The sequence below is a fragment of the Staphylococcus sp. GDX8P114P-2 genome (genome assembly GCF_017892945.1).
Lineage (GTDB): Bacteria > Bacillota > Bacilli > Staphylococcales > Staphylococcaceae > Staphylococcus > Staphylococcus arlettae.
The window spans coordinates 1-24,289 of the sequence record NZ_JAESMB010000016.1 but is presented as its reverse complement, the minus strand read 5'-3'; the positions used below and the strand labels follow the sequence as shown (position 1 = coordinate 24,289).

Below are 24,289 nucleotides of genomic sequence, written 5' to 3'. Positions count from 1 at the left end.
TTACATGTGATATAATTGAATATAAACTAAGCATTAAATTTTCAATACGTTTATATATTACACTACATACAATGTTCCATAATTAAATGATAATATTTCTCAATTAGAAAACGCTTCCAAATAAACCCAAAAAAAGAAACCTCGTTATTTCTTATTGTAACACTAAATAATTGTAAATTGGGCATGAGAATGATTCTCATGCCTAATTTTTTTTGTCACTATTGTCATGTAATGCATCATGTAGGTTTTTCGCAACATTTAGTGGTAAACCACTTTGTTGTAATTCCTCAATTGACGCATCTTTCATTTTTTTAATCGATCCGAATGTACGTAATAATTTAGTTTTACGTTTTGCACCTATTCCTTCAACGGTATCTAATACAGATTGTAATCCAGTTTTTTGTCGTGTTTGGCGATGGAATGTAATAGCAAAACGGTGTACCTCGTCTTGTATACGTTGTAATAAATAAAACGCTTGGCTATTCTTTTTCAATGGTACAAGTTCTGCTTCTTTACCATATAATAAATCTGCAGTTTGGTGTTTATCATTTTTTTTCAAACCTGCAACTGGAATATCTAAACCGAGTTCATTTTCTAAAACATCAATTACACCATTCATATGACCTTTACCACCATCAACGATAATTAAATCTGGTAACGGTAACCCTTCATTTAAGACACGACTATATCTTCTACGTACAACTTCACGCATTGATTTATAATCATCAGGCCCTTCGACTGATTTAATTTTGTATTTGCGATAGCCCTTTTTATTTGGTTTTCCATCAACAAATGACACCATTGCTGATACAGGATCAACACCTTGAATATTAGAGTTATCAAACGCTTCAATTCGAATGGGCGTTTGAATTCCCATTCTATCACCAATCTCTTCTATTGCTTTTATCGTACGAGATTCATCTTTAGCAATTAACTCGAATTTATTCTCTAAACTAAGTTCAGCATTATGATTGGCTAAATCAACCATCTCTTTTTTCTTCCCTTTTTGCGGTTGAACAATTTTCGTATCTACTACCGATTGAACAACTTCACTATCTAAATGTTTAGGAATGTGTACTTCTTTAGGGAGGATATGTTGATTTAAATCATAGAATTGCCCGATAAAAGTATAAAACTCTTCTTCTTCAGTTTGTTGGATAGGAATCATTGTAGCATCACGTTTAATCATATTACCTTGTCTTATAAAAAACACTTGAATACACATCCAACCTTTAGAGACACTATAACCAAATATATCTCTAACTGTATTATCGGTCGAAGTAATTTTCTGTTTCTTCGTGAGATTTTGAATATGTTGTATTAAATCACGATACTCTTTCGCTTGTTCAAAGTCTAAATCTTCACTCGCAGCTTGCATTTTATGTTCTAAATTACGCATTATTGTTTTATCTTCACCGTTTAGGAAATCCGTGATTTCTTTTGTCATCTCAGCATATTTATTTAAATCTACAGGATAAACACACGGCCCCATACATTGACCTATATGATAATACAGACATAACTTATCTGGCATTTTATCGCATTTTCTAAATGGATAAATACGATCTAGTAATTTTTTCGTTTCTTGCGCTGAGTATGCATTTGGATATGGCCCAAAATACTTACCACTGCCCTTCTTGACCGTACGTGTCACAATAAGTTTTGGATGCTTTTCTTTTGTGATTTTAATGAAGGGATAACTTTTATCATCTTTTAATAAAATATTATAACGTGGTTGATATTGTTTAATTAAATTCAACTCTAATAAAAGTGATTCTGTTTCACTTGATGTGACAATATATTCAAAATTACGTATTTCACCAACTAGTCTTGTAGTTTTTGCGTCATGAGCGCCAGTAAAATATGAACGTAATCTATTTCGTAACTTTTTTGCTTTTCCGACATAAATAATTTGATTATTGCGATCTTTCATTAAATAACAGCCCGGTTCCATAGGTACTACTGTTAATTTTTGTTTAATGTTTGCTTGATATTGTTCCACCATAGTTTTACCTCCCTTCGTTACAATTTTAATCATCATATTGCCAATATTTATACAAATAAAGAGCGTGAGACATTGTAAATGTTCCACACTCTCTTATTTAACGTATTAACAATAGCTGACTGTTGCACTGAAAGTCATATTAATAAACTTTAGTGCAGTTGGACAATAAATTACAAATACAGTCCACTTTATTTATTTTATGCTTATAGATGTTTGTCGATAACTTCAGCTAAGTTTTCTTTTGGTTGGAAACCTACTACTTTATCAACTGGTTCTCCATCTTTAAATACGATTAATGTTGGAATACTCATTACTTCAAATTTAGCTGCAGTTGATGGGTTTTCATCTACATCTAATTTTAAAATATTAGCTTTTCCATCATAGTCGCCTGCTAACTCTTCTAAAACTGGTGCAATCATTTTACAAGGTCCACACCAAGTTGCCCAGAAGTCTACTAAATTAACACCAGATTGAATATTTTCATCAAAATTTGAATCCGTTACTTTTACGATTGCCATAAATGCCAATCCTCCTTATTTTCAAATGATGAGCAAATTATAACAAATTTTATTTTCGTATGCATAATACTTGCTCACTATTATTTTAATTCTACAACGGTAACACCGAAGCCACCTTCACTTGGCATTCCATTCCTATATGATGCCACACTTTTATGCTTTTTCAAATAGTTTTGTACACCTTTTTGTAATGCGCCTGTACCTTTACCATGAATAATATTCACTTGTTGGTAGTTACTTAACACAGCTTGATCGATATATTGATCTAATTCGCTCAATGCTTCTTCATATCGATAGCCCCTTAAGTCTAAATCCATTTTAATATTTTGTCTATTGGAACGCTTAACCATTTTCGTTGGTTGTTCTTGAGTTTTTTGCGTTTTTTCTAAATCTTGAAGTGGTAATTTCATTTTAATAATACCCATTTGAACTACCGCTTCGTCATCTCCTGACAGCTCAAGTACTTCCCCTTTTTGTCCATAGGTTAATACTTTCACTTCATCACCCGCAGTGATTTTGTCCCATTTTTGCTTTTTGACATTTTGCTTAATGGATTTAGCTTCATATTGGTCATCTAGACGTTTTTTCTTATCGATAAGTTCATGTTCTTTTACATCTGCACCTTTTTGATCTCTCAACTTACGTAAGTCTTTAACAATTTCATCAGCCTCGTTAGTAGCTGCTTTAACTCGTTGATTAGCTTTTTCTTTGGCTTCATCCATGAGTTGACGTTCGTATGCTTGGTAGTTGTGATATTGCTTTGTTAGTGCATCATGTGTAGCTTGTGCATCTCTTAACAATTCGTCTAATTCAATACGTTGTTCATCAACGCGTTTAGAATTATGTTCTAGCGACGCAATCATTTCATTTATTTCTTGCTCATCTTGACCAATCATGGATTTAGCTTTTTGAATCACACTCATTTTCAAACCTAATTTTTTAGAAATATCAAAGGCATTTGAACGTCCAGGTACGCCCATTAATAATTTATATGTTGGACTTAATGTTGTCACATCAAATTCTACACTGGCATTCATGACACCTTGTCTATTATAACTATAAGCCTTGAGCTCAGGATAATGGGTCGTTGCCATAACTAGACAATCAACTGCTCGTACATAATCTAAAATACTCATAGCTAACGCTGCACCCTCACTCGGGTCGGTACCTGCGCCTAACTCATCAAAAAGTATTAAACTATTACCATTCGCTTCTTCTAAAATTTCGACTATATTCGTCATATGTGATGAAAAAGTAGACAGTGATTGTTCAATAGATTGTTCATCACCAATATCACAAAAGACATTTTCAAATACACTTAACTGGGCTCCATCTAAAGTAGGTATTAATAAGCCTGATTGAGCCATGATGACAATAAGTCCTAAAGTTTTTAACGTTACTGTTTTACCACCCGTATTTGGACCTGTAATAATAACAGTTGAAATATCTTCAGCAAATTCAATCGTATTGGCGACAACAGTATCTCTATCTAATAATGGATGAAATGCTTTAGGTAAATAGACTGTTCGATCTTGATGAAATGTTGGTTTTGTTCCTTTAATTGAGCGTGCATATCTCGCTTTAGCTGTTAAAAAGTCAATTTGTCCCATAACATTTTCTGCAGTTAGGCATGCGTCTGCTTCTGCTGCAACTTGTGCCGTTATTTCAATTAATATGCGCTCACGTTCGACAGCCTCATCATTTTTTAACCTACTGATTGTATTATTCATTTCAACTACAGATGATGGTTCGATATAAAGTGTTTGTCCTGAAGCTGATTGGTCATGAACGATACCATTAAAGTCTTGACGATATTCAGCTTTTACAGGTATAACATTGCGATCATTACGAACAGTAACAATAGCATCTGATAATTTCTTTTGATTACTTTGACTTTTGACGATTTTATCTAGATTTTGTTTGATTTTTTGTGTTGTATTTGAAATTTTACTGCGAATACCTTGTAGTTCATAACTAGCATCATCAAACAAATCATAAGCATCACATTTTTGATGTATTGTTTGATATAAATCCGTTAAAATCGGTAATTGTTCCATTTTATCATTTAAAATCGGGAACTGGATTTCTCCTTCGTCTTCCTCTACTAATTGATTGTAAAACGTCTTAAATTGATTTTGTATTTGGATCAATCGTTTGATCACATTGAGCTCATTTACATTTAATACGCCATCAATTGTCGCCCGATGAATATATTGTTGCACTTGTGCCAACCCACTCATACTAGGCATGCGATGTTTATTATAAATTTGGGCAATTTCATCTATTTCTGCGATTTGAAAAGTTACAGTATCAAAATCTATAGCAGGTGTCATGCCGCGAGCTTTTTCTCGACCAATATCACTCATGGCCTCATTTTCAACACTCTGCTTGATTTTATCGAATTCTAAGACATCTAATGATTTCTGTCTCATCTAATCCCTCTACTTCTTCAATTTAATATTGTCGTTTACAAATGACTGAAAAGCTGTGCGCGACATTGCATTAATAACTCGATTTTTTGTTACAAATCCTTTTTGCGCAGTTGCTACCCCATAAGCCATAAAATCTAAATGGTCAATATGGTGGGCGTCAGTATTAATTGTTAGCATTAGATTGGGATGTTTTCTCAACACATCAGCACTTAAATCTAATCTTTTAGGATTAGCATTAATTTCCAACACTGTATTCGTTTCTTCTGCCAAAGCACATAATTGCTCAATGTTAGGTTCATAACCTGGTCTTTTACCAATAATACGTCCAGTTGGATGTGCAATATGTTTAACATAAGGATTACGACATGCATTTTCTAAACGTTGCATAATCTCTGCTTCAGATTGATTAAAACTTTGATGTATTGCAGCAATAACATAATCTAATTGCGCTAAAATTTCATTACTATAATCTAAATCACCATTAGGTAAAATGTCCATTTCTATGCCTGAATATATATCAATTTCATCATATTCAGCATTTAATTGTTTAATTTCGTCGATTTGGCGTAATAACCGTTCTTCAGATAAACCATTCGCTACTTTTAAACTTTGTGAATGGTCAGTAATTACCATAAATTCATAGCCTTTGGCAATATTTGCTTCCACCATATCTCTAATACTAAATGCACCATCACTATATGTTGTATGCATGTGGATATCGCCATTAATATCATTTAACTGTACAATTTGCTCTAAATTTTTATCAAATTCACTACCATCTTCTCTTAATGGAGGAGCAATCCAATTTACGTCGTAATGTTGATAAATTTCAGCTTCGCTTTGGTACTGTAATAAATTACCATCTGCTTGTTCTATACCATACTCACTAATTTTTTCATTACGTTCCTTTGCCATTTGACGAATACGTATATTATGATCTTTTGACCCTGTAAAATGTTGTAACGTATGATAAAAAGCTGCAGGTTCAATTAACCTGAAATCAACACCGATAATTTCATCGTCATAATCAATTTCAAGTGATACTTTAGTTTGGCCCACGGCAACTTCTTTGACTTTATTTGGTATTGTTAATAATGCTTGTTGCACTAATTCAGGTTCATCTGTGCTAATAATATAATCTAAATCTTTACTCATCTCTTTAAAGCGTCTAAAGCTACCTGCAACTTCAAATTTATCAATTTGATTAATAGTCTCCAAATGCGCTTTTATTTTTAGATTTAAACCACGCATTTGATCTATTGGGTATTTCTCTTTTCTAGCACCTAATGCTTTAACCGCTTCTAAAATATTTTGTTCTGTCTTTTTAGCAAAACCACTTAATTCACTGACTTTCCCTGCTTCACATGCTTGTTGTAAAGTTGTTTTATCAATGACATTTAACTCTTTATACAGTTTGGCAATTTTTTTACTACCTAAACCTTGTATTTTCATCAATGGAATTAATCCAGCAGGCACCTCTTGTTCTAAACTATTTAAAGTCATTGATTCTCCTGTTTGGTAATATTCATTAATGACTTCACCTACACCTTTTCCGATACCTTTTAGCTCAGTGACATCGTTAATTTCATCAAGTGGTCGTTCGTCAATTTCTAGACTTTGTGCTGCTTTACGATATGCTGAGACTTTAAATGTGTTTTCACCTTTCAATTCCATATATATAGCAATTTTTTCTAATAGTTGAATGATATCTTTTTTAGTCATTACAATTCCCTCCATAAAAAAAAGATAAAACAAATGACTTTTGCCTTGGTAGCAGTATGGCCGCTTTGTCTTATCCTCCTATGTTTTTATCCTTCATCACCTATGAAAGATATTAAATATTCACAACAAACTGAGATAGTATGGGTAGTTGTGTTATAAGTTGCTTCGCAATTATCGAAGATGTCAATTGGGATTGAATCCACGCGTTAGGGTAAAGTGAAGTAATATATAGCAACGGTACGAGATAAATACTTGCCGCAAATATACTGACAATGACTCCTATTCCCCTACTCATCTTACTTAACTTATGTGCTAATATTAAATTGTCAAACGTAACGATAATGGCATAAAAAATAAGTTTTGCCAGTGATGCTATTACAATAAAGGCAATAATATGATAGAAACGAGTTTCTAGATGATTAAATGATATTGCAAATGTTATATCATAAGCCTGTGTTTTAGGATAAGGCAAAAACAATTCCAAGCGCTCTGCTATTGGTAAATAATAGGATTTAGCAATAAATAAGGCTACCATCGTCGTACCTATATGTAAAACACTAAATGCTGTACCACGTCTAAATCCAATAAATCCTAAAAAAATAATAAATAATAGACTTAGTACATCGATTATCATTGGTCTTTTCTATCTTGGAGTTGTTTAATCTGTTGTTGCAAACGTTCATTGTCCTCTTCCAATTGCACTTTTTCATGCATCACATTAACCGCTGTTAAGATTGCTTTTCTTGTAGTATCTAAACCAGCATTTTTACGGCCTAACTCCTTTAGCTTTTCATCTACTAAATTCGCTACATAGCGTATATGCTCTGGATTATCCGTACCAACAATTGTATAGTGTTGGTCATTGATATTGACGTTAATTCGATTTTTAAAATCACCCATATTTAGCGCCTACCTTTTTCAGTAATTTCCAATATATAGTTAAATTTATGTTTATTAAAAATTATTAATATATTTATCACACACCATTATACATGACTGTAAATTATTTTGTAAGACCTGTATTTGAATTGATATAGAACTGCTAATAATTATTATTTGCTGATTGATAATTTAGTAAATCAGCAAAATTAATTAAATCGATGTCTTTTTGTTCAAATATTTGCTAAATACCTTTATAACTCACTAATACGTAGAATATTATGTGGTAATGTATACTTTTATCTTTCCGTTGAATTGATGATATAGTCGCTAAATTTTCTACATTTATGATAAGATTAACGTTGTCTTTCAAACAATTAAAATTCAAAAGTGGTGACACATTATGGGAAATATCGTACATAAATTAACTAACACTGAAATACAAACATTAATGCAACAAATTGACTTTGATACAGCGCAATTACCACAAGGTATGAAAGCAAAAACAAAGTATAAAAGTACAGTGATATCAATTTATAATTCTAATAAAGTGATGTTCCAAGGTAAAGATGCAGAAGCTATTGCACAACAATTGCTACCTAAGAAAACAGCAACAACATCACCTTCAACAACCAAACAAACGCCAGCAACTTCTATAGCCTATAACCAATTTAATTGTATAGGAAGCGATGAAGCAGGTAGTGGCGATTATTTTGGACCTTTAACAGTATGTGCTGCATATGTTTCTACTGAAAATGTAGCTATTTTAAAAACATTGGGTGTAGACGACTCCAAAAAATTAACTGATGCTAAAATTGTAGAACTTGCTGAACAATTAGTGACTTTCATTCCACATTCTTTACTGACTTTAGATAATGATTGCTATAATGACAAACAACATACTGGTTGGTCTCAAGTGAAAATGAAAGCTGTACTACATAATGAGGCAATAAAAAACGTAGTTACAAAGTTAAATAGCGCACCGCTAGATTATATTGTTGTCGATCAATTCGCGGAACCTAAAGTTTACAAACGCTATACGTTATCAGCGTTACCTTGTGAATCAAAAACTCAATTTGAAACCAAAGGTGAATCTAAATCAATTGCTATTGCCGCAGCTAGTATTATTTCCAGATATGCTTTCGTAAAACACATGGACAAAATGTCACAACAACTTAATGCCACAGTGCCTAAAGGTGCCAGTAAAAAAGTTGATCTATTTGCAGCAAAACTTATTGAGCGACATGGTGTAAGTTTTCTTGATCATCTAAGTAAAAAGCATTTTGCCAATCGTAATAAAGCTCAGCAACTCGTTACCTCAAAATATCAATAAAATTAAACATAAAAAAGAGCCCTAGACATAAAACGTCTCTGACTCAAAAATAAACGTCAATTTCTATCGAGAAGATATGGAAATTGACGTTTTCTTTATTTTTTATAGCAAAATATAAAGAGGACCAATCCATTTTAAAGATTAGTCCTCTTTTTGTGAGCATTATCTTACTGTCGCACCTTGGGCAACTAATGCTTCTAAAATATTGTCATGTACAGCATTTACTTTATCATCTGTTAATGTATCTGCAGTATCTAAATAGTTAATTCTAATAGCTACAGATTTTTCGTCTTCTGCAACATGTTCACCTTGATATACATCAAAGACTTGTGCATTTTGGAAAATATCTCCACCATTTTGTTTAATTGTGTCTAATAATTTTGCTGATGGCAGATCTCTATTAATAACTAAAGCTATATCTCTTGTTACTCCCGGGAATCTAGGAATTGGTTCGTAGTTAATATAGCCCACTGCGACAGCCATTAACTTATCATAATTTAATTCAAAGACATAAGTTTGTTTTAAATCATAATCTTTTTCGACATTTGGATGTAACTCACCAATAAAACCAACAACTTGGTCATTCAAATAGACATGAGCTGTACGGCCAGGGTGTAAACCATCAATTTCTGTAGCTTCATAAGCGAATGATAGGTCTAATACTTCGGCAATACGATCTACAAAACCTTTGGCAATAAAGAAATCAATTGCTTCTTTTTTACCTTGCCATTGGTTAACAACATAATCCCCTGTTAAAATTCCGCTTAAATATTCAACTTCATCTGGTAATTCGCCTTCCTCGTTACCAAAGAAAACTCTACCAAGTTCATAGAGACGCACGTCATCATTTTTACGAGCTACATTATAAGCTACTGCATCTATCAAATGTGGAATTAAACTTTGACGTAACGTCGCATGTGCTTCACTCATAGGCATTAATAAATCAATTGTGTTATGTTTCTCTAATGTAAAGTCTTGCGCACGCTCTTTACTAATTAGTGAGTAATTAATAGCTTGACTTAAACCTGCCCCTTCTAAAGTCGCTTTAATTTGACGCGCTTTAGCTTGGTTATCTGTTAGTTCACCACTCGTAACTTGATCAAACACAGGCAATGTAGATGGAATTTCATCATAACCATAAATTCTAGCAATTTCTTCAATTAAATCCTCTTTAATTGTAATGTCTTTACGTCTTGACGGTACTAACACCTTAATTGTGTCACCGTCACTATGTGTTTCAAAGCCAAGTTGTACAAAAATACTTTCGATATCTTCAACTGTTAGATTAAAACCTATTGTGTTATTTACTTTTGCTACTGTTATCTCAATAGGTGTTACAAAACTACCTAAATCACCTGCTGCAACGCGATCAGCTAATACCGTACCATTGGCGTACGTTGCAAGTAAGTAACATGCTCTATCTACTGCTTCATCTACAAATTCAGTAGCGATACCTTTTTCAAATCTACTTGACGCTTCACTGCGTAAATTCAATCGTCTTGAAGTATGACGAATTGACACTGGATCAAAGATAGCACCTTCAATAACTACATTTTTTGTTTCCGCTGTGACTTCTGAAAAATCTCCACCCATAACACCAGCGATAGCAATTGGTTCTTGACCATTTGTAATCACTAAATCTGAAGATTGTAACTGGCGCTGTTGGTCATCTAACGTGTTCATCGTTTCTTGATGATTTGCATGACGTACCACGATAGAATCAGAACCGATTTGATCTTTATCAAACATATGCAAAGGTTGACCATATTCTAACAATACATAATTCGAAATATCTACTACATTATTAATTGGTCTAATGCCTGCTTTCATTAAACGCGCTTGCATCCATATTGGAGATGGTGCAATTGTCACATCAACTACTGCACGCGCACTATAATATGGTACATGATCTGTAGCATCAATCGTGACAGATAATTGGTCTGAGATGGAACTTGTCGCTGTTTCAGTAGTACTTTGTGGTTTTGTCATTGTCGTATTATAAAGTGCCGCTGTTTCATAAGCAGTACCTATCATACTTAATGCATCAGCTCTATTTGGTGTCAAATCAAATTCCATTACTTGATCGTTTAAATATAATGCATCCAATGCATTTGTTCCTGGAGCGACTGCTTCTGGAAATACAAAAATACCATTTTCAAATGCTTTTGGAACTACATTTTCGGCAATACCAATTTCTTGTAATGAACAAATCATACCTTCTGAACGTTCGCCACGTAATTTTGCTCTTTTGATTTTAATACCACCAGGTAATCTTCCACCTACTGTTGCTACAATTACCGTTTGTCCTTTATCGACATTAGGTGCACCGCACACAATTTGTACAGGTTCACTCTCACCAATGTCTACCGTACAAACATTTAATTTGTCAGCATTAGGATGAGGTGCTATAGCAGTAATATAACCTACAACTAAATTTTTGATATCTTCGGTGTAATCTATAATATCGTCTACTTCAATCCCTGTACGTGTAATTCTTTCAGCCAATACATTTACTGGTTGATTTATATCTATATATGATTCTAACCATTCTTTTGAAATTAACATTACGCTTCACCTCTATCTTCTACTGCTTTAAATTGATTTAAGAACCTTACATCATTAGTATAAAAATGACGAATATCTTCAATGCCATATTTCAACATAGCAATTCGATCTGGACCCATACCAAAGGCGAAACCAGTATATTTCTCTGAGTCAAATCCAGCTTTTTCTAGTACATTAGGATGTACCATACCAGCGCCTAATATTTCAATCCAGCCAGTATGTTTACAAACGTTACAGCCTTTTCCTTTACACTTAAAGCATGAAATATCAACTTCGACAGATGGTTCTGTAAATGGGAAATAACTTGGACGTAAACGGATTTCACGTGCATCACCAAAAAGTTTTTTAGCAAGTAATTCCAAAGTACCTTTTAAGTCACTCATTTTAATATTTTCATCAACTACTAATCCTTCAATTTGAGTAAATTGATGACTGTGCGTCGCATCATCTGAATCACGTCGATATACTTTACCTGGACAAATAATTTTTACAGGTGCTTGGCCATTACGTTGTTCCATAGTTCGCGCCTGAACAGGTGACGTATGTGTACGCATTAAAATTTCTTCAGTAATATAAAAACTATCTTGCATATCTCTTGCTGGGTGAGATTTAGGAAGATTTAAAGCTTCAAAATTATAATAATCTTGTTCCACTTCGTAGCCATCAACAATTTCATAACCTAAACCGAGGAACAAGTCTTCTATTTCTTCAATTGTGCGCGTTAAAGGATGTTTTGCTCCGATAGCAATTTTACGACTAGGTAAAGTCACATCAATTTTTTCAGTCGCTAATTGTTGTTCCAATTTAGCCTCTGCTAAAATTCCTTGGCGTGCTTCAATTGCATTTTCAATAGCTTGACGTACTTCATTCACTTGTTGACCGTATGCAGGTTTTTCCTCATTAGGCAAATCTTTCATACGTTTCATTAATGCACTAACCGAACCTTTTTTACCAAGATATTTCACTTTTATTCCTTGTAATATTTGTTCGTCATTAGCTTCATTTATATCTATTAAAGCTTGTTGCTTTAATTCCGACATTTCTACTGGTAGAGCCATAGTAGTTCCTCCTTATATTACCGTTTCATTTACTTCATTATTACAAAAAAAGACTTTCACCCCTCTGTAATTAAGGGACGAAAGTCTTTCCGTGGTACCACCCAAATTTATGCAATTGCATACACTTGTTAGACATTGGTAACGGAATGTGAGCCGACTTAAATTTCTTTAAGTAACCAAAAAGGTGAAAAAAATTATACATTATTGGAATAATTTACAGTCATGATTATTCTCCCTGAACAATAATTAGTGATAATTTACGTCTTTTTATTGGTTTATATTTTTTTCATTCAAAATAATTATATACGATGTTGGTAGTAAGGGTCAACCTTTCAAATGATACATTAAAATACTACCAGCAATGGCTACGTTGAGACTTTCAGCTTTACCATAAATAGGGATATTTAAATTCTGTGTTGTTTCGGCCAATAAGTCAGGGTTAACACCTTCACCTTCATTACCTAACAATAGTGCAAAATGATTTACATTTGCCACCTCATTAAATGGTTTTGCATCGTTAAGAGCCGTACCAAAGATATCTCCTTGGAATGATTGCATAAATGTATGTAAGTCGTCAGTAACGATTGGTAAATGAAACACACTGCCTTGACTTGCTCGTAATACTTTATCTTGATACGGATCCGCAGTCCCTTTTTCTAAGACGATTAAATCTAAACCAGCCGCATCTGCAGTTCTAATCAATGTCCCTAAATTACCAGGATCTTGAATACGATCTATTAGCAAAACTTGTGTTGCTTTAGTAGTATCATAAGTTGGTTTTTCGATCACAGCGAAAAAACCTTGAGGTGTAACAGTATCAGACAGTGCTTCAGCTACTTTGATGTTAATTTCAAAACATGTTTCAGCATAGTCCACAATTTGGCTATCTAATCGACCTTGTTCAACCATAAATAATTGTAAAATTTTTATGTCACTTTTAAAAGCTTCTTCAATCAAGTGATGACCTTCAATTAATGCCAAACCTGTTTTATCTCGTTCCCGTTTCTTTTTTAATTTAGTAGCTTGCTTAATTTTACTATTTTGTGCAGAAGTAATGTTTTCCATAACATATCCTCACTATCTTTAGTTTTTAAATCTGTGTAAAAGATGTAAGCCATAATTTTTCAATACATTTGTGAGCGCGTGATGTGATTCTATTTTCATTTTATCACCTGAATAATAAACCTTATCGCCTCTTAGTGGCTCATTTTGGTCTAAAAATTTAATTTTATAAGTATAACCACTATGTGTTTTAATTTTATTCATAATATGAAAATGGAGATGCGGTTCACTACTGTTGCCAGAGTTACCTATGTTAGCAATATGTTGTCCTCTTCTTACAATATCACCTACATCTACCTTGATAGAGTCACTTTGCAAATGGGCTACTATGCTATATTCATTTAGTTGATGTTGAACGATAACGAAATTACCTTCTGGATGATTCGTATTGGCTTCACCTGGGGTATTGTCTTTAATATTTTTTAATGTTTGTACTACTTTTCCATTGGCTGGAGCTACAACTGATTGACCATAACAATAATAATTTTCATTTTGATTAGGTGTACCTTGATAAGTCATATCTTCATTTACCATTGTTAAATCATAAGCATTACGCTGATATTTAAAATTAAAATGATGATTTAATAATTCATTATCCCCGCCGGCACTAACAAAATATTCTCCTTCAATTGGCATCGTATAATATTGTTTTGTCAATTTTTGCGATTTATTTTTTTCTAATGGTAATAACACCATACTGACAATTTCATTATATTTATTAAGTGTCACACTAACGCCTGCTTGCCCATTGTCAGCTATCCAAATAAATTCATCTGTTTTATTGACTTTTATATGGCGAAAAAGCGTGTGGGTAGTGCTAATTTTATTATACTCTTTTAGTATTGATTTTAACTCTACTAATGAAGTTACATCTTGAAAATAGTCACTAAAATGGTTATATAACCACTCGAAATCATTTGCTTCAATTTTCTCTATAATGTTCTGCTGTTTTAATGTGCTCACATTGTCACTACCAATCATTGTCATTAGATTTACATATCTAAAAAAATCGTCCAAAAATTATTGACTTAATAATTAATGAACGATTGTGTTGACTTAATGAAGTCATTTACATATTGAAATTATTTTGATACAACTTCTTCACCATTGTATGAACCACAGTTCTTACATACGCGGTGAGATAATTTGTATTCGCCACAGCTTGGGCATTCTGTCATACCTGGTACTGAAATTTTGAAATGAGTACGACGTTTATTTTTTCTTGTTTTAGATGTTCTTCTTTTTGGTACTGCCATGATTTATCCTCCTTATATTCAAACACAAAATCATTAATGTTCAGATTCAATAATCTATTATACTATAGATTACTTGAAACTGCTATTGCTCTTCGTCATATAATTGTTGTAATTTTTGAAGCCTTGGATCGACTTGCTTAGACTCTGACGCTTCTTGTTCTTTTTTAAGTTCAGCCGCTTGCGTTTCGTCAATAACTTCCCAACCATTACCTTCGCGCATCATTTGATCACTATTTTCTGCAAATGCACGCATTGGCTTTTCTATGATGACAAGTTCTTCTGCAATATCTTTTAAATTTATCATTCCATCAGTGGCATCGTGATAATGTTCATCATCTTCACTGTATGAATCAAATCCCTCTAAATCAAAAATTTCTTGAGAAGTAGTATCTAGCGGCACTTCTACAGGAACTAAGGTTCTGGCACATGACATGGTATAAACACCAGTAATATGCATATCTGCGATAACCTCGTTTGATTTAACGGTTAGTTCACCTTCTACCGTAATGGCAGATAAATCTAACAAATCCAATGAGTCTTTCAAATGATCAAAATTCACCGTTTGCTTAAATACAAATGGCTCATCTTGGTATTTTCTTAATTGCGTTATTGACCATTTCATATGGCTTCACCTCTAACAAGCACAAAATTTATTTTAACTTTATAGATTTAAGTTGTCAAGATTTTTTCTTAACACTTTTATATCTGTTACAATATCTATAATGAATACCGAAAGGAAGAAATGCAAATGAAAAGCGTTGCGTTAGTAACAGAGTATAATCCCTTCCACAATGGTCACTTATACCATGCCAAACAATCAAAGTCAATCTCAGGAGCAGATATTAGTGTCGCAATCATGAGCGGACAATTTGTCATGCGTGGTGCCCCTGCATTTTATAATAAATTTCTGCGCACACGTATGGCATTACAAGCCGTCGATATTGTTGTTGAATTACCTGCGTTTGCAGCAATATCTGCAGGCCAATACTTTGCTGAAAGTGCTGTTAAGGTTGCACAGTACCTCAATGTTGATCACTTGTCATTTGGCAGCGAATCTGGAAATATCACAGAATTTCAACAAGTAGCGCAACAATTAACACAATTGGAACATACACCAGCTTTCACCCAAAAAGTAAAAGAAGGTAAAAGTTATCCTCGAATTATAAGTGAACTGACGAATAATAATACAATTTTAAAGTCACCGAATAATACATTAGGTGTATCCTATGTGAGAGCAATTCAACAATATGCGCCACATATCCAACCTTGGACCATTTCACGTCATCAAACTAATCACCATGAGAGTAATATTATCAATCCAACATATGCTAGTGGTACTTCTATTAGAAATGCACTACAAGACAATGATCCAAGTTGGCAGTCTGTCGTACCTAATGATATTCAACAGCTATATACTGCGCCACATTTGACAGTAGAACAGTGCTTTCCATTTTTAAAGTATGCTATCATCACACACTCTATTGAAGCATTACAAGGCATTCATTTAATGAATGAAGGACTAGAACAACGTATTAAAAAGTATATTGGACAAGCAACCTCTTTTGCTGAATTAATGCAACTTTTAAAAACTAAACGTTATACTTATACACATATACAACGTGTCTTAATGAATATATTGTTACAGTTCTATCAAGGTGACAAGCCACAAAATATCGAAGCCGTGCATATATTAGGAATGTCACAACAAGGACAACGCTATCTAAAGCAACTCAAAAAGCAGTTCCCAGAACGTCATTTTATTACTAATATCAATAAGCAAAATGCACACTTTTTCTCTTCCGAAATTCGCGCAACAACAGTTTATAATTTATTGTCACAACAACAAGCTACCGATTTCAACACCCCGGTAATTCGTACTGAAACTTAAAAACCTACTGTTTACAAAAAACGTATAACTACCTAGTGTGGATGCACTAGGTAGTTATACGTTTGCACAGCTATTATTTTTTAAACTTTTCATTCAATGCTTTTGCAACATGCTCTGGCACAAAATCAGAAACATCTGCTTTATATGCAGCTACCTCTTTGACCACACTAGAACTAATAAATGAATAATTAGTACTCGTCATCATATACAATGTTTCAACATCGCTATTAAGTTTTTTGTTCATTGAAGTCAATCTCAGTTCATATTCAAAATCACTTACAGCACGTAGTCCTCTAATAATAGTTTGTGCACCAATTTCATCACAGAAATCCACTAAAAGCCCACTAAAGGCATGCACAGTGACATTGTCTAAACCTTTAACAGATTCTTCAATTAAAGCCATCCGTTCATCCACCGAAAAAGTGCCTGCTTTACTGCTGTTTTTTAATACACAAATATGTATTTCATCAAATCGATCCGTACTTCTTTCAATGATATCTAGATGTCCAAAAGTAATTGGGTCAAAACTTCCTGGAATCACAGCTTTTGTAGTAGTCATATTATTCTCCCTTTTCTAGTAACAATGTGTCTGTTAGCCCGTAATGATACTGCTTTATTTTATGAAATGGTTCATACTTTATAGTTTCTTTATGATTAAACTCACAGATGATAATACCATGTTCTTTTAATAAATCAAATTTTGCTATTGCTTCTAATGCTTCGTCAATAAGCCCTTTATCATAGGGTGGGTCTAAAAAGATGTAATCAAACTGAATCTCTCGTTTACTTAATGCTTTTAACGCTCTATCTGCATTGTTTTTATATACTTCTGCTTGTGCTTCAATACCTAAACTTTTTAAATTACCTTTAATGACTTGTGTTGCTTTAAAATTTTGATCTACAAAAATAACTTTTTCCATACCTCTAGACAGTGCCTCTATACCTAAGGCACCACTGCCTGCAAATAAATCTAAGCCTAAGCCCGATACTTCATGTAAACTATTAAAAATCCCCTCTTTGACTTTGTCCATAGTTGGTCGTGTATTACGCCCTTCCATACTTTCTAACGGTTTACTTTTGTGTACACCTGAAATTACTCTCATTGTTATCTACACTTCCAATCTCACACCAAATTTTATATAATTTTATATGCACAACGTAAAAGGAGACATATAAAATGAAACAATCATTTATTTTGCTAGGTGAAGGTCTCACCGATTTGTTTGAATTTACAACATTAATTGAATATAACCATCAACGAATTGCAGCCATTGTCAATTTTCATACACCCATGTCGGACAAACAGCGTTCTTCTGTAGCGATAATTATGCATCCAACAACAGAACGACATTTTCAAGCTATGTACATTATGATAAATGCCTTTAATTATCCGTATCCAAAAACTAATAAAAAATTTGAACTCATTAAAGAATACGCAGAACAATATAATCTATCGTTTAAAGGGATTGATGTCCAACCACCTGAAACGTATCATGATTTAGATCTATATTTTAATTATTTGACCAGTGTTTTACGCATGCAAAATTGGATTCCACCGTTACAATAAATTCAAATTAGCGCTCGTTATATTTATGAAAGTTCATGTCTTTCTTTTTCATAAACTTTCTTCAAATATTTGTATGGTGACCCGTCAATTTTACGCACATATTTTAGCTTCATCAACTTGTGTACAATGGCGTCCGCTTCATCTTCATTTATATACAACATGACATATTTTTTTTGCTTATTTGAATGGACGATGTGACCGAATTTCCTAATTTGACGTTCGTGTTTCATATGTTTCAAATAAATAACTAAACTTGTTCTCGCTATAATATCCATATTATTTCACTCCATTTGTTAGCCACTTTATAATATCATGACTTTTTATTTTTATAAATAACAATTATATGTAGTAGTACGATGTTTGGGTATATAGTTTATAGGAGGTTATCTATAATGACTAAATTTAATGTATTAATCAAAAGTGCTTTTATAGGCACAGTGGGAGTAGTTGGCAGTTTATTCTTTCTCAAAAAATATAACTACAAACGCACAAATATGGCTGTCCCTACGTTTTTCACTCATGCAAGCCCTTATATTTTTGCACGTAGAGGCGGTATGGCCGTTCGTCCAGAGCACACACAACTTGCTTTTGATTATGCCAATAACCACAAAGTAACTGGTTTTGATATTGATATTAGGTTAACACAAGATTATCATTTAGTTGCTTTTCATGATAGTGAACTTGACCGCACAACAAATGGTTCGGGCGCTGTTATGACTCATAATTTAGCTGAATTACAACATTTAGATGCTGGATATTACTTTACAGATATAAATAAACACCACCCATACAGAGACCATCATTTGGCTAAAATACTATCGCTATCAGAGGTATTAACAAAATATCCTAATCAATTAATCATTGTACATATCTTAGATGCGCCTGATACTACTAATGCACATCGTATACCTAAGTTGCTCTTTGATATTATCGTACAGCATCACGCACAACACCGTGTTGTTGTTATGAGTCCATTCGTAGAACATTTAACAGCATTCGCTGACTACAATGAGGAAGAGATTGCTGTTGGAGCAAGTCAAAAGGAAATGACTGAAGCATTTATTAAATACATTTTAGGAATAGGACATACGTTCAAACCTAAATCACACTTTTTTCAATTAACACCTCAAATAAACCATACAAAACGTCTAGAATACAACTATATTCAATGGTTACTACGTTTAAATATAGTTCCTAGTTATAGCCCAGTGAACAACTTAGATTTAATGCAAGAATTAACGAAACATGGTGTCCATTCGATAGTTACCGATCGACCAGATTTAGCTCAACGTTTTAATAATATTAAATAAAAAGTTAGCAAACATCTTTGTTCGCTAACTTTTTTACTTAAAAATTTTCAATTTATTTATATCACTGTCTATAACAATTGCTAAATAGAACAATTACACGAACCGCCAGTGGAACAACCACCAACATCTTTTTGGAAAAATGGATTACCTGCTTCAATTTTCACATTTTGTGAAACAGCGTGTGCTAGTTTGGTAATCACTTCGTCAACAAGTGTTTGAAGTGCCATCTCTTTTTGTTTAAAGTCCATCACTACAGGTAACATTTCATATGCTCTTTTACGTTTTCGCGTGTCCATCATTACTGTTTGATAATCAGGATGGTATTTGCCAAAGCGCATCACTTCATCGTATGATTCTTTCGACTTCAAAAATGCTTGGTACAATAAATGGGCTTCATCATCAGCTTCTAACGCTTGCTCCGCTTGACGATACGCGTCATATAAGTCTGAGTTACCAATCATTTCACCTAACATTTCAATTTTGTCGAGGACTTTTACTGTTTCTTCCGTTATCATCTTATATCCTCCTTACTTATCTTCAACAAAGATTAATGTATAATAATCATCCATTACTTCTCCACCCATAGTATTGTACTTAGTGTTCAACATTCGTGAACGGTGAATGTCTGAATTTAACCAACTATGAATCAACGTTGGCACATCATTAAATTCATATCCAACGTTTTGACTCGCTGAATTAAATGGAATTTGTCGTGCATCTAGTTGTTGTTTTAATGCTTCTTCTGTAAATTCTACACTTTCTGAATCTGTTGCCTCATATAAGTTATATGAAGCTATATGAGATAGCTCATTCTTAACATTTAAAGGTTTTGCCCCTTTTAATTTACGCATTTCATTAGTGATTTCATACAAAGTCATTAATTGGTTGGCATTTTGTTCATATGGTCTTTTAGGCTCTTTTTCTTTTTTGTCATTAGCTTCTTCATTTTCCACTGTTTGATACGGTTTGAAAGTTGTTAAAGCTTCACTATCTAAATAGCGAACGCCAACAATTTTGTTAGTTTGTTGGTCTGTATAAACTTGAGCATACATATGATCAAATTTAACTAAAGTTTGTGTTTTCATATCTTCATCTGATAGTTCTAAATCATATGTTTTATTCTGCGTTGAGATTGTTGGTTCTGGATTAATTGTTAAATCTTCAAACACACTCGAAGCATTATCTGATATTTTTAATGGCGATACATCAGATTTTGTTCCAGTAGCATAGACAGACTTGATAACGTTCTTTTTCGCTGAAACTAAATAATACTGATCTTTATCTTTAAATACATATGTTTTAAATCCATTTTGATATGGATAAACACGATCAGCTTGACCATATTTATCTGTTAAATTATTAATATTTTTTCCTATCCAAGTACCTACACCACTTTCAGGTGTTTTATTTTCTGTATCTCCCTTTTGCTGTTTGTAATCTTTATTCGACGTTGTTTGTTTACTATTGTTATTTGGATTTTCTAATACATCAAATTTTAATCTTGGAGAATAAAATAAATAAATTAGGAATAATATTAAAACTAAAGCACCAATAACTTTTATTATTAGCTTATTCATCATTCACCCACCTAATTCATCATATGGTCATTGTACACATTTTATCAAGTCATTAGCAAGAATCTTCATCATGGTTTAACAGTAACCTAGATGTATCAGTTTAGCCTAATAATAATTCGATGACTATTGATTACACTTCAAATTGTACAAAAATAAAAAGCTTAGCCTTATGCTAAGCTTTGAGTTCTGTTAATTATCCTCCAAATGTAGCTTTTAATAGAGAAGTTGTTTCTCCTCCAGGATAAATAACATATAACAATAAATAAACAGCGACACCCGTAATAGCTGTAAAGAACCAAATAATCGATGCTACAGGCCCTACTTTACGGTGAATGTTAAATTTATCTTTAAATGCTGTGATTATTTGAATTATACCTAAAATTGCACCAATTGTTGCTAAATTAATATGAAATACTAAGAAAATTGTATAGTATATCTCTATTGAATCAGGACCACCAAAAGCAGTGTTTCCTATAAAAATAGTGCGTGAGGCATAAATAATAAAGAATATAAGTGCAAAAACAGCTGCTGTTAACATTACTTTTTTATGTGCTTCTATGTTTCGTTTCCAAATTAATCGCCAGCCTATTGCGATTAATATTGCACTAATAATAATACATGACGTACTTATAGTCGGTAAAATTGGTAAATTCATAAGTTCCATCCTTATATTTAAAATTTAAAACATCTGAATTAACGAAACGATAACTGTAAGAACAAAGAAAACAACTAAATAATTCAAAGAATATATAAACATATTTGTTGCCCATTTCGTTTGATCTACATTTTTCTTGAAACTCGTTAATCCCATTGCTAACCACCCTAAGTTAAGCAACGTGGCTAAAATTATAAAAGTAACACCTAAGTCTGCAAATAAAAATGGTAATGGTAATAAACACACTAACCATACAAACATTCCTATACGCGTTCTGTTAAAACCTTTAACAGATGGTAACATTGGAATATTCGCTAATGAGTATTCATCTTTTCTCTTGATAGCCAATGCATAAAAGTGGATTGGTTGCCAACAAAATACAACTAAAAATAGTGCAATTGCTGTCATACTTATATTTCCTTCTATTGCAGTCCAACCGATAAGTGGTGGTACTGCCCCTGGGAAACTACCAATTACAGTATTCCATACTGTGTGACGTTTTGACCAAATTGAATAAAAAGAAACATAGCCTACTATGCCCAATAGACCGATTACTCCAGATGGTACATTTAATGCAAATAATAACGCTTCCCCTATCAGCATCATGCCGAAACTTAACAGTAATAAGTTTCTTTCTGATATTCTGCCATTAACAGTTGGTCTTTTTTGTTTACTTGGCATGATACTGTCAATATCTTGATCATAATAATTATTCAACGCGCATGCGCCACCCATAATTAATGTTGACCCTATTAACATCATAAGAATTTGTGGTATTGACATGAGGAAGGAATGGTTTGCCAAAACAATCGCCAGCCATGAACCTGCGAAAGCAGGAATCAAGTTACCTTGTACAAGTCCCATTTTGATAATTTGTTGTAACTCTTTATAGGTTACACGACTTGTTGAATGTGACAAAGTTTGCTCTTTGTTCATAGTTCCCCTCCTAATTTCTCATATAATATCTATGATAAAGCATATTTAATGCGTTGACTAGATTTAATAAAATTTATTTGTGACACTTTAGCGACATTCAAAATCGTCATGATTAAGACACAATTTATATAATTATTCTTGTTATAATTGTTTTTAAGTGAGTTTAAAGACTATAAATTACTAGTCATTTTATAGTTATTGTACTTTTTGCAAAACTTGTAAATTATACTATACTATTATGTATTGGAAATTTTAGTCTGAATCAGGTTATTTTTAGTGGGGTGTTCATTATTGTTTAAAAAACAAAACCTAAAATGGTTATCCATTTTAGCAACAATTATTATGGCTTTTGTACAACTCGGTGGAGCGTTAGTTACAAAAACTGGTTCAGCTGATGGTTGTGGATCAGACTGGCCATTGTGTCACGGTGCATTTTTGCCACAAAACTTACCAATACAAACATTAATTGAATTAAGTCATAGAGCTGTTTCAGGATTATCTTTAATGGTTGTCTTGTGGTTAACAATCGTTGCTTGGAAGCATATTGGTCATATTAAAGAAGTTAAACCTTTATGTATGATTAGTGTTGGCTTTTTACTATTACAAGCATTAATTGGTGCAGCAGCTGTAATGTGGCAACAAAATTCTTATGTTTTAGCGTTGCATTTTGGTATCTCTTTAATAAGTTTCTCTTCCGTTTTCGTACTGACTTTAATTATATATGAAATTGATCAAAAATATGAAGCTGACGAGTTATTTATCAGAAAACCTTTACGTGTTTATACTTGGATTATGGCTGTAATTGTATATTTAACAATTTACACGGGCGCATTAGTTAGACATAAAGAAGCAAGTCTAGCATATGGTGCATGGCCATTACCATTTAATGATTTAATACCACATAATGTGGCGGACTGGGTTAATTTTGCACATAGAGGTATGGCATTTATCGCTTTTGTATGGATTTTAATAACATTTATTCATGCCATAAATCATTATCAACATAATCGTACAATTCGTTACGGATATACTACTGCATTTATCCTTGTTATTTTACAAGTAATTACTGGTGCATTATCAATGATGACGAATGTTAATTTGTTTATCGCATTACTACATGCTTTATTCATTACGTTTTTATTTGGTCTAATCGCTTATTTCATCGTTCTTATGTTACGAACAATACGAAGTGGCGGTTGATTAAATCATTAAAAAAGAGAAACGCTTTGACGTCGCATCTCTTATACTGTCGACAAAGTCCACCGACTTTGTTGGCAGTTTTTTTGTGCACGCTTTCCGCGGGCACTGCCTCAGCCATTTGGTGATACCAAAGAGCTAACATTGATCTAAAAGACCTCTGCTATTTACTAAAATTAACTATTAACTATAAACAAACAAACCTTAGGCAATAATCTGAACTGACCCCAATTAGTGGGAATAAAATAAAAACACTTTCGTTGAATTCATTTAAAATGAATCATACGGAGGTGTTTTTATTTTATTCCCACTAATTGGGGTCAGTTCAT

General features: G+C 33.1%; 24 protein-coding genes. 5 read left to right on the top strand and 19 right to left on the bottom strand.

What is annotated here, in order from left to right:
* Positions 1–202: 202 nt before the first annotated feature.
* The 6 genes from uvrC to zapA all read right to left on the bottom strand — a co-directional run bounded on the left by uvrC (position 203) and on the right by zapA (position 7,577).
* Entirely contained in the window at positions 203–2,005 is a 1,803-nt protein-coding gene (gene uvrC / locus KA845_RS08765) for an excinuclease ABC subunit UvrC (protein WP_021458940.1), read from the bottom strand.
* A 203-nt stretch (positions 2,006–2,208) separates the two neighbouring features.
* Positions 2,209–2,523, bottom strand: coding sequence for a thioredoxin (gene trxA / locus KA845_RS08760; protein ID WP_002510893.1), 315 nt, complete (start codon positions 2,521–2,523; stop codon positions 2,209–2,211).
* Positions 2,524–2,603: 80 nt separating this feature from the next.
* Entirely contained in the window at positions 2,604–4,955 is a 2,352-nt protein-coding gene (locus KA845_RS08755) for an endonuclease MutS2 (RefSeq protein WP_021458941.1), read from the bottom strand.
* Between the two features lie 9 nt (positions 4,956–4,964).
* Positions 4,965–6,677 carry a DNA polymerase/3'-5' exonuclease PolX gene (gene polX / locus KA845_RS08750; RefSeq protein WP_210127972.1) on the bottom strand — a complete coding sequence of 571 codons (1,713 nt, stop codon included), beginning with the start codon at positions 6,675–6,677 and terminating at the stop codon, positions 4,965–4,967.
* A 112-nt stretch (positions 6,678–6,789) separates the two neighbouring features.
* Positions 6,790–7,311, bottom strand: coding sequence for a CvpA family protein (locus KA845_RS08745; RefSeq protein ID WP_002510889.1), 522 nt, complete (start codon positions 7,309–7,311; stop codon positions 6,790–6,792).
* Entirely contained in the window at positions 7,308–7,577 is a 270-nt protein-coding gene (gene zapA, locus KA845_RS08740; protein WP_103388163.1) for a cell division protein ZapA, read from the bottom strand. The genes KA845_RS08745 and zapA overlap by 4 nt, the downstream gene beginning before the upstream one ends.
* Before the next feature lie 382 nt (positions 7,578–7,959).
* Between zapA and rnhC the strand changes: the two genes are divergently transcribed.
* Complete coding sequence (gene rnhC, locus KA845_RS08735; RefSeq protein WP_103388162.1) at positions 7,960–8,889, top strand: ribonuclease HIII; 930 nt, start codon at positions 7,960–7,962, stop codon at positions 8,887–8,889.
* A gap of 162 nt (positions 8,890–9,051) precedes the next feature.
* Here the strand turns inward: rnhC and pheT are convergent, their stop codons facing one another.
* The 6 genes from pheT to KA845_RS08705 all read right to left on the bottom strand — a co-directional run bounded on the left by pheT (position 9,052) and on the right by KA845_RS08705 (position 15,452).
* Entirely contained in the window at positions 9,052–11,454 is a 2,403-nt protein-coding gene (gene pheT, locus KA845_RS08730) for a phenylalanine--tRNA ligase subunit beta (RefSeq protein WP_103388161.1), read from the bottom strand.
* On the bottom strand, positions 11,454–12,512 hold the full coding sequence (pheS, locus tag KA845_RS08725) for a phenylalanine--tRNA ligase subunit alpha (RefSeq protein ID WP_002510885.1): 1,059 nt from the start codon (positions 12,510–12,512) through the stop codon (positions 11,454–11,456). Before pheS ends, pheT begins: the two co-directional genes overlap by 1 nt.
* A gap of 324 nt (positions 12,513–12,836) precedes the next feature.
* Positions 12,837–13,577 carry a TrmH family RNA methyltransferase gene (locus KA845_RS08720; RefSeq protein ID WP_002510884.1) on the bottom strand — a complete coding sequence of 247 codons (741 nt, stop codon included), beginning with the start codon at positions 13,575–13,577 and terminating at the stop codon, positions 12,837–12,839.
* Positions 13,578–13,595: 18 nt separating this feature from the next.
* On the bottom strand, positions 13,596–14,537 hold the full coding sequence (locus KA845_RS08715) for a M23 family metallopeptidase (RefSeq protein ID WP_250330939.1): 942 nt from the start codon (positions 14,535–14,537) through the stop codon (positions 13,596–13,598).
* 119 nt (positions 14,538–14,656) lie between these two features.
* Complete coding sequence (rpmF, locus tag KA845_RS08710; RefSeq protein WP_002435373.1) at positions 14,657–14,830, bottom strand: 50S ribosomal protein L32; 174 nt, start codon at positions 14,828–14,830, stop codon at positions 14,657–14,659.
* Between the two features lie 82 nt (positions 14,831–14,912).
* Positions 14,913–15,452 carry a YceD family protein gene (locus KA845_RS08705; protein ID WP_002510882.1) on the bottom strand — a complete coding sequence of 180 codons (540 nt, stop codon included), beginning with the start codon at positions 15,450–15,452 and terminating at the stop codon, positions 14,913–14,915.
* A 126-nt stretch (positions 15,453–15,578) separates the two neighbouring features.
* Between KA845_RS08705 and KA845_RS08700 the strand changes: the two genes are divergently transcribed.
* Positions 15,579–16,718, top strand: coding sequence for a nucleotidyltransferase (locus KA845_RS08700; RefSeq protein WP_210127970.1), 1,140 nt, complete (start codon positions 15,579–15,581; stop codon positions 16,716–16,718).
* 73 nt (positions 16,719–16,791) lie between these two features.
* Here KA845_RS08700 and coaD read toward each other — a convergent pair whose 3' ends face one another.
* Both coaD and rsmD read right to left on the bottom strand, forming a co-directional pair.
* Positions 16,792–17,277, bottom strand: a complete 486-nt coding sequence (gene coaD / locus KA845_RS08695; protein ID WP_002510880.1) for a pantetheine-phosphate adenylyltransferase — start codon at positions 17,275–17,277, stop codon at positions 16,792–16,794.
* A 1-nt stretch (position 17,278) separates the two neighbouring features.
* Complete coding sequence (gene rsmD, locus KA845_RS08690) at positions 17,279–17,821, bottom strand: 16S rRNA (guanine(966)-N(2))-methyltransferase RsmD (RefSeq protein ID WP_021458947.1); 543 nt, start codon at positions 17,819–17,821, stop codon at positions 17,279–17,281.
* A gap of 74 nt (positions 17,822–17,895) precedes the next feature.
* Here rsmD and KA845_RS08685 point away from each other — a divergent pair, with 74 nt between their 5' ends.
* On the top strand, positions 17,896–18,285 hold the full coding sequence (locus KA845_RS08685) for a DUF7147 family protein (RefSeq protein ID WP_021458948.1): 390 nt from the start codon (positions 17,896–17,898) through the stop codon (positions 18,283–18,285).
* A 23-nt stretch (positions 18,286–18,308) separates the two neighbouring features.
* Here KA845_RS08685 and KA845_RS08680 read toward each other — a convergent pair whose 3' ends face one another.
* Complete coding sequence (locus KA845_RS08680; RefSeq protein ID WP_002510877.1) at positions 18,309–18,560, bottom strand: YlbG family protein; 252 nt, start codon at positions 18,558–18,560, stop codon at positions 18,309–18,311.
* Positions 18,561–18,677: 117 nt separating this feature from the next.
* On the opposite strand from KA845_RS08680, the gene KA845_RS08675 reads away from it, so the two are divergent.
* On the top strand, positions 18,678–19,595 hold the full coding sequence (locus KA845_RS08675) for a glycerophosphodiester phosphodiesterase family protein (RefSeq protein WP_002510876.1): 918 nt from the start codon (positions 18,678–18,680) through the stop codon (positions 19,593–19,595).
* Positions 19,596–19,675: 80 nt separating this feature from the next.
* Here KA845_RS08675 and KA845_RS08670 read toward each other — a convergent pair whose 3' ends face one another.
* From KA845_RS08670 to cyoE, 4 genes are all read right to left on the bottom strand, one after another.
* Positions 19,676–20,110 carry a YlbF/YmcA family competence regulator gene (locus KA845_RS08670; protein ID WP_002510875.1) on the bottom strand — a complete coding sequence of 145 codons (435 nt, stop codon included), beginning with the start codon at positions 20,108–20,110 and terminating at the stop codon, positions 19,676–19,678.
* Between the two features lie 12 nt (positions 20,111–20,122).
* Complete coding sequence (locus tag KA845_RS08665; protein ID WP_021458949.1) at positions 20,123–21,172, bottom strand: CAP-associated domain-containing protein; 1,050 nt, start codon at positions 21,170–21,172, stop codon at positions 20,123–20,125.
* A 193-nt stretch (positions 21,173–21,365) separates the two neighbouring features.
* Complete coding sequence (locus KA845_RS08660) at positions 21,366–21,827, bottom strand: DUF420 domain-containing protein (RefSeq protein WP_002510874.1); 462 nt, start codon at positions 21,825–21,827, stop codon at positions 21,366–21,368.
* A gap of 24 nt (positions 21,828–21,851) precedes the next feature.
* Positions 21,852–22,763 carry a heme o synthase gene (cyoE, locus tag KA845_RS08655; protein ID WP_002510873.1) on the bottom strand — a complete coding sequence of 304 codons (912 nt, stop codon included), beginning with the start codon at positions 22,761–22,763 and terminating at the stop codon, positions 21,852–21,854.
* Positions 22,764–23,054: 291 nt separating this feature from the next.
* On the opposite strand from cyoE, the gene KA845_RS08650 reads away from it, so the two are divergent.
* On the top strand, positions 23,055–23,963 hold the full coding sequence (locus KA845_RS08650) for a COX15/CtaA family protein (RefSeq protein WP_021458950.1): 909 nt from the start codon (positions 23,055–23,057) through the stop codon (positions 23,961–23,963).
* Positions 23,964–24,289: the final 326 nt, after the last annotated feature.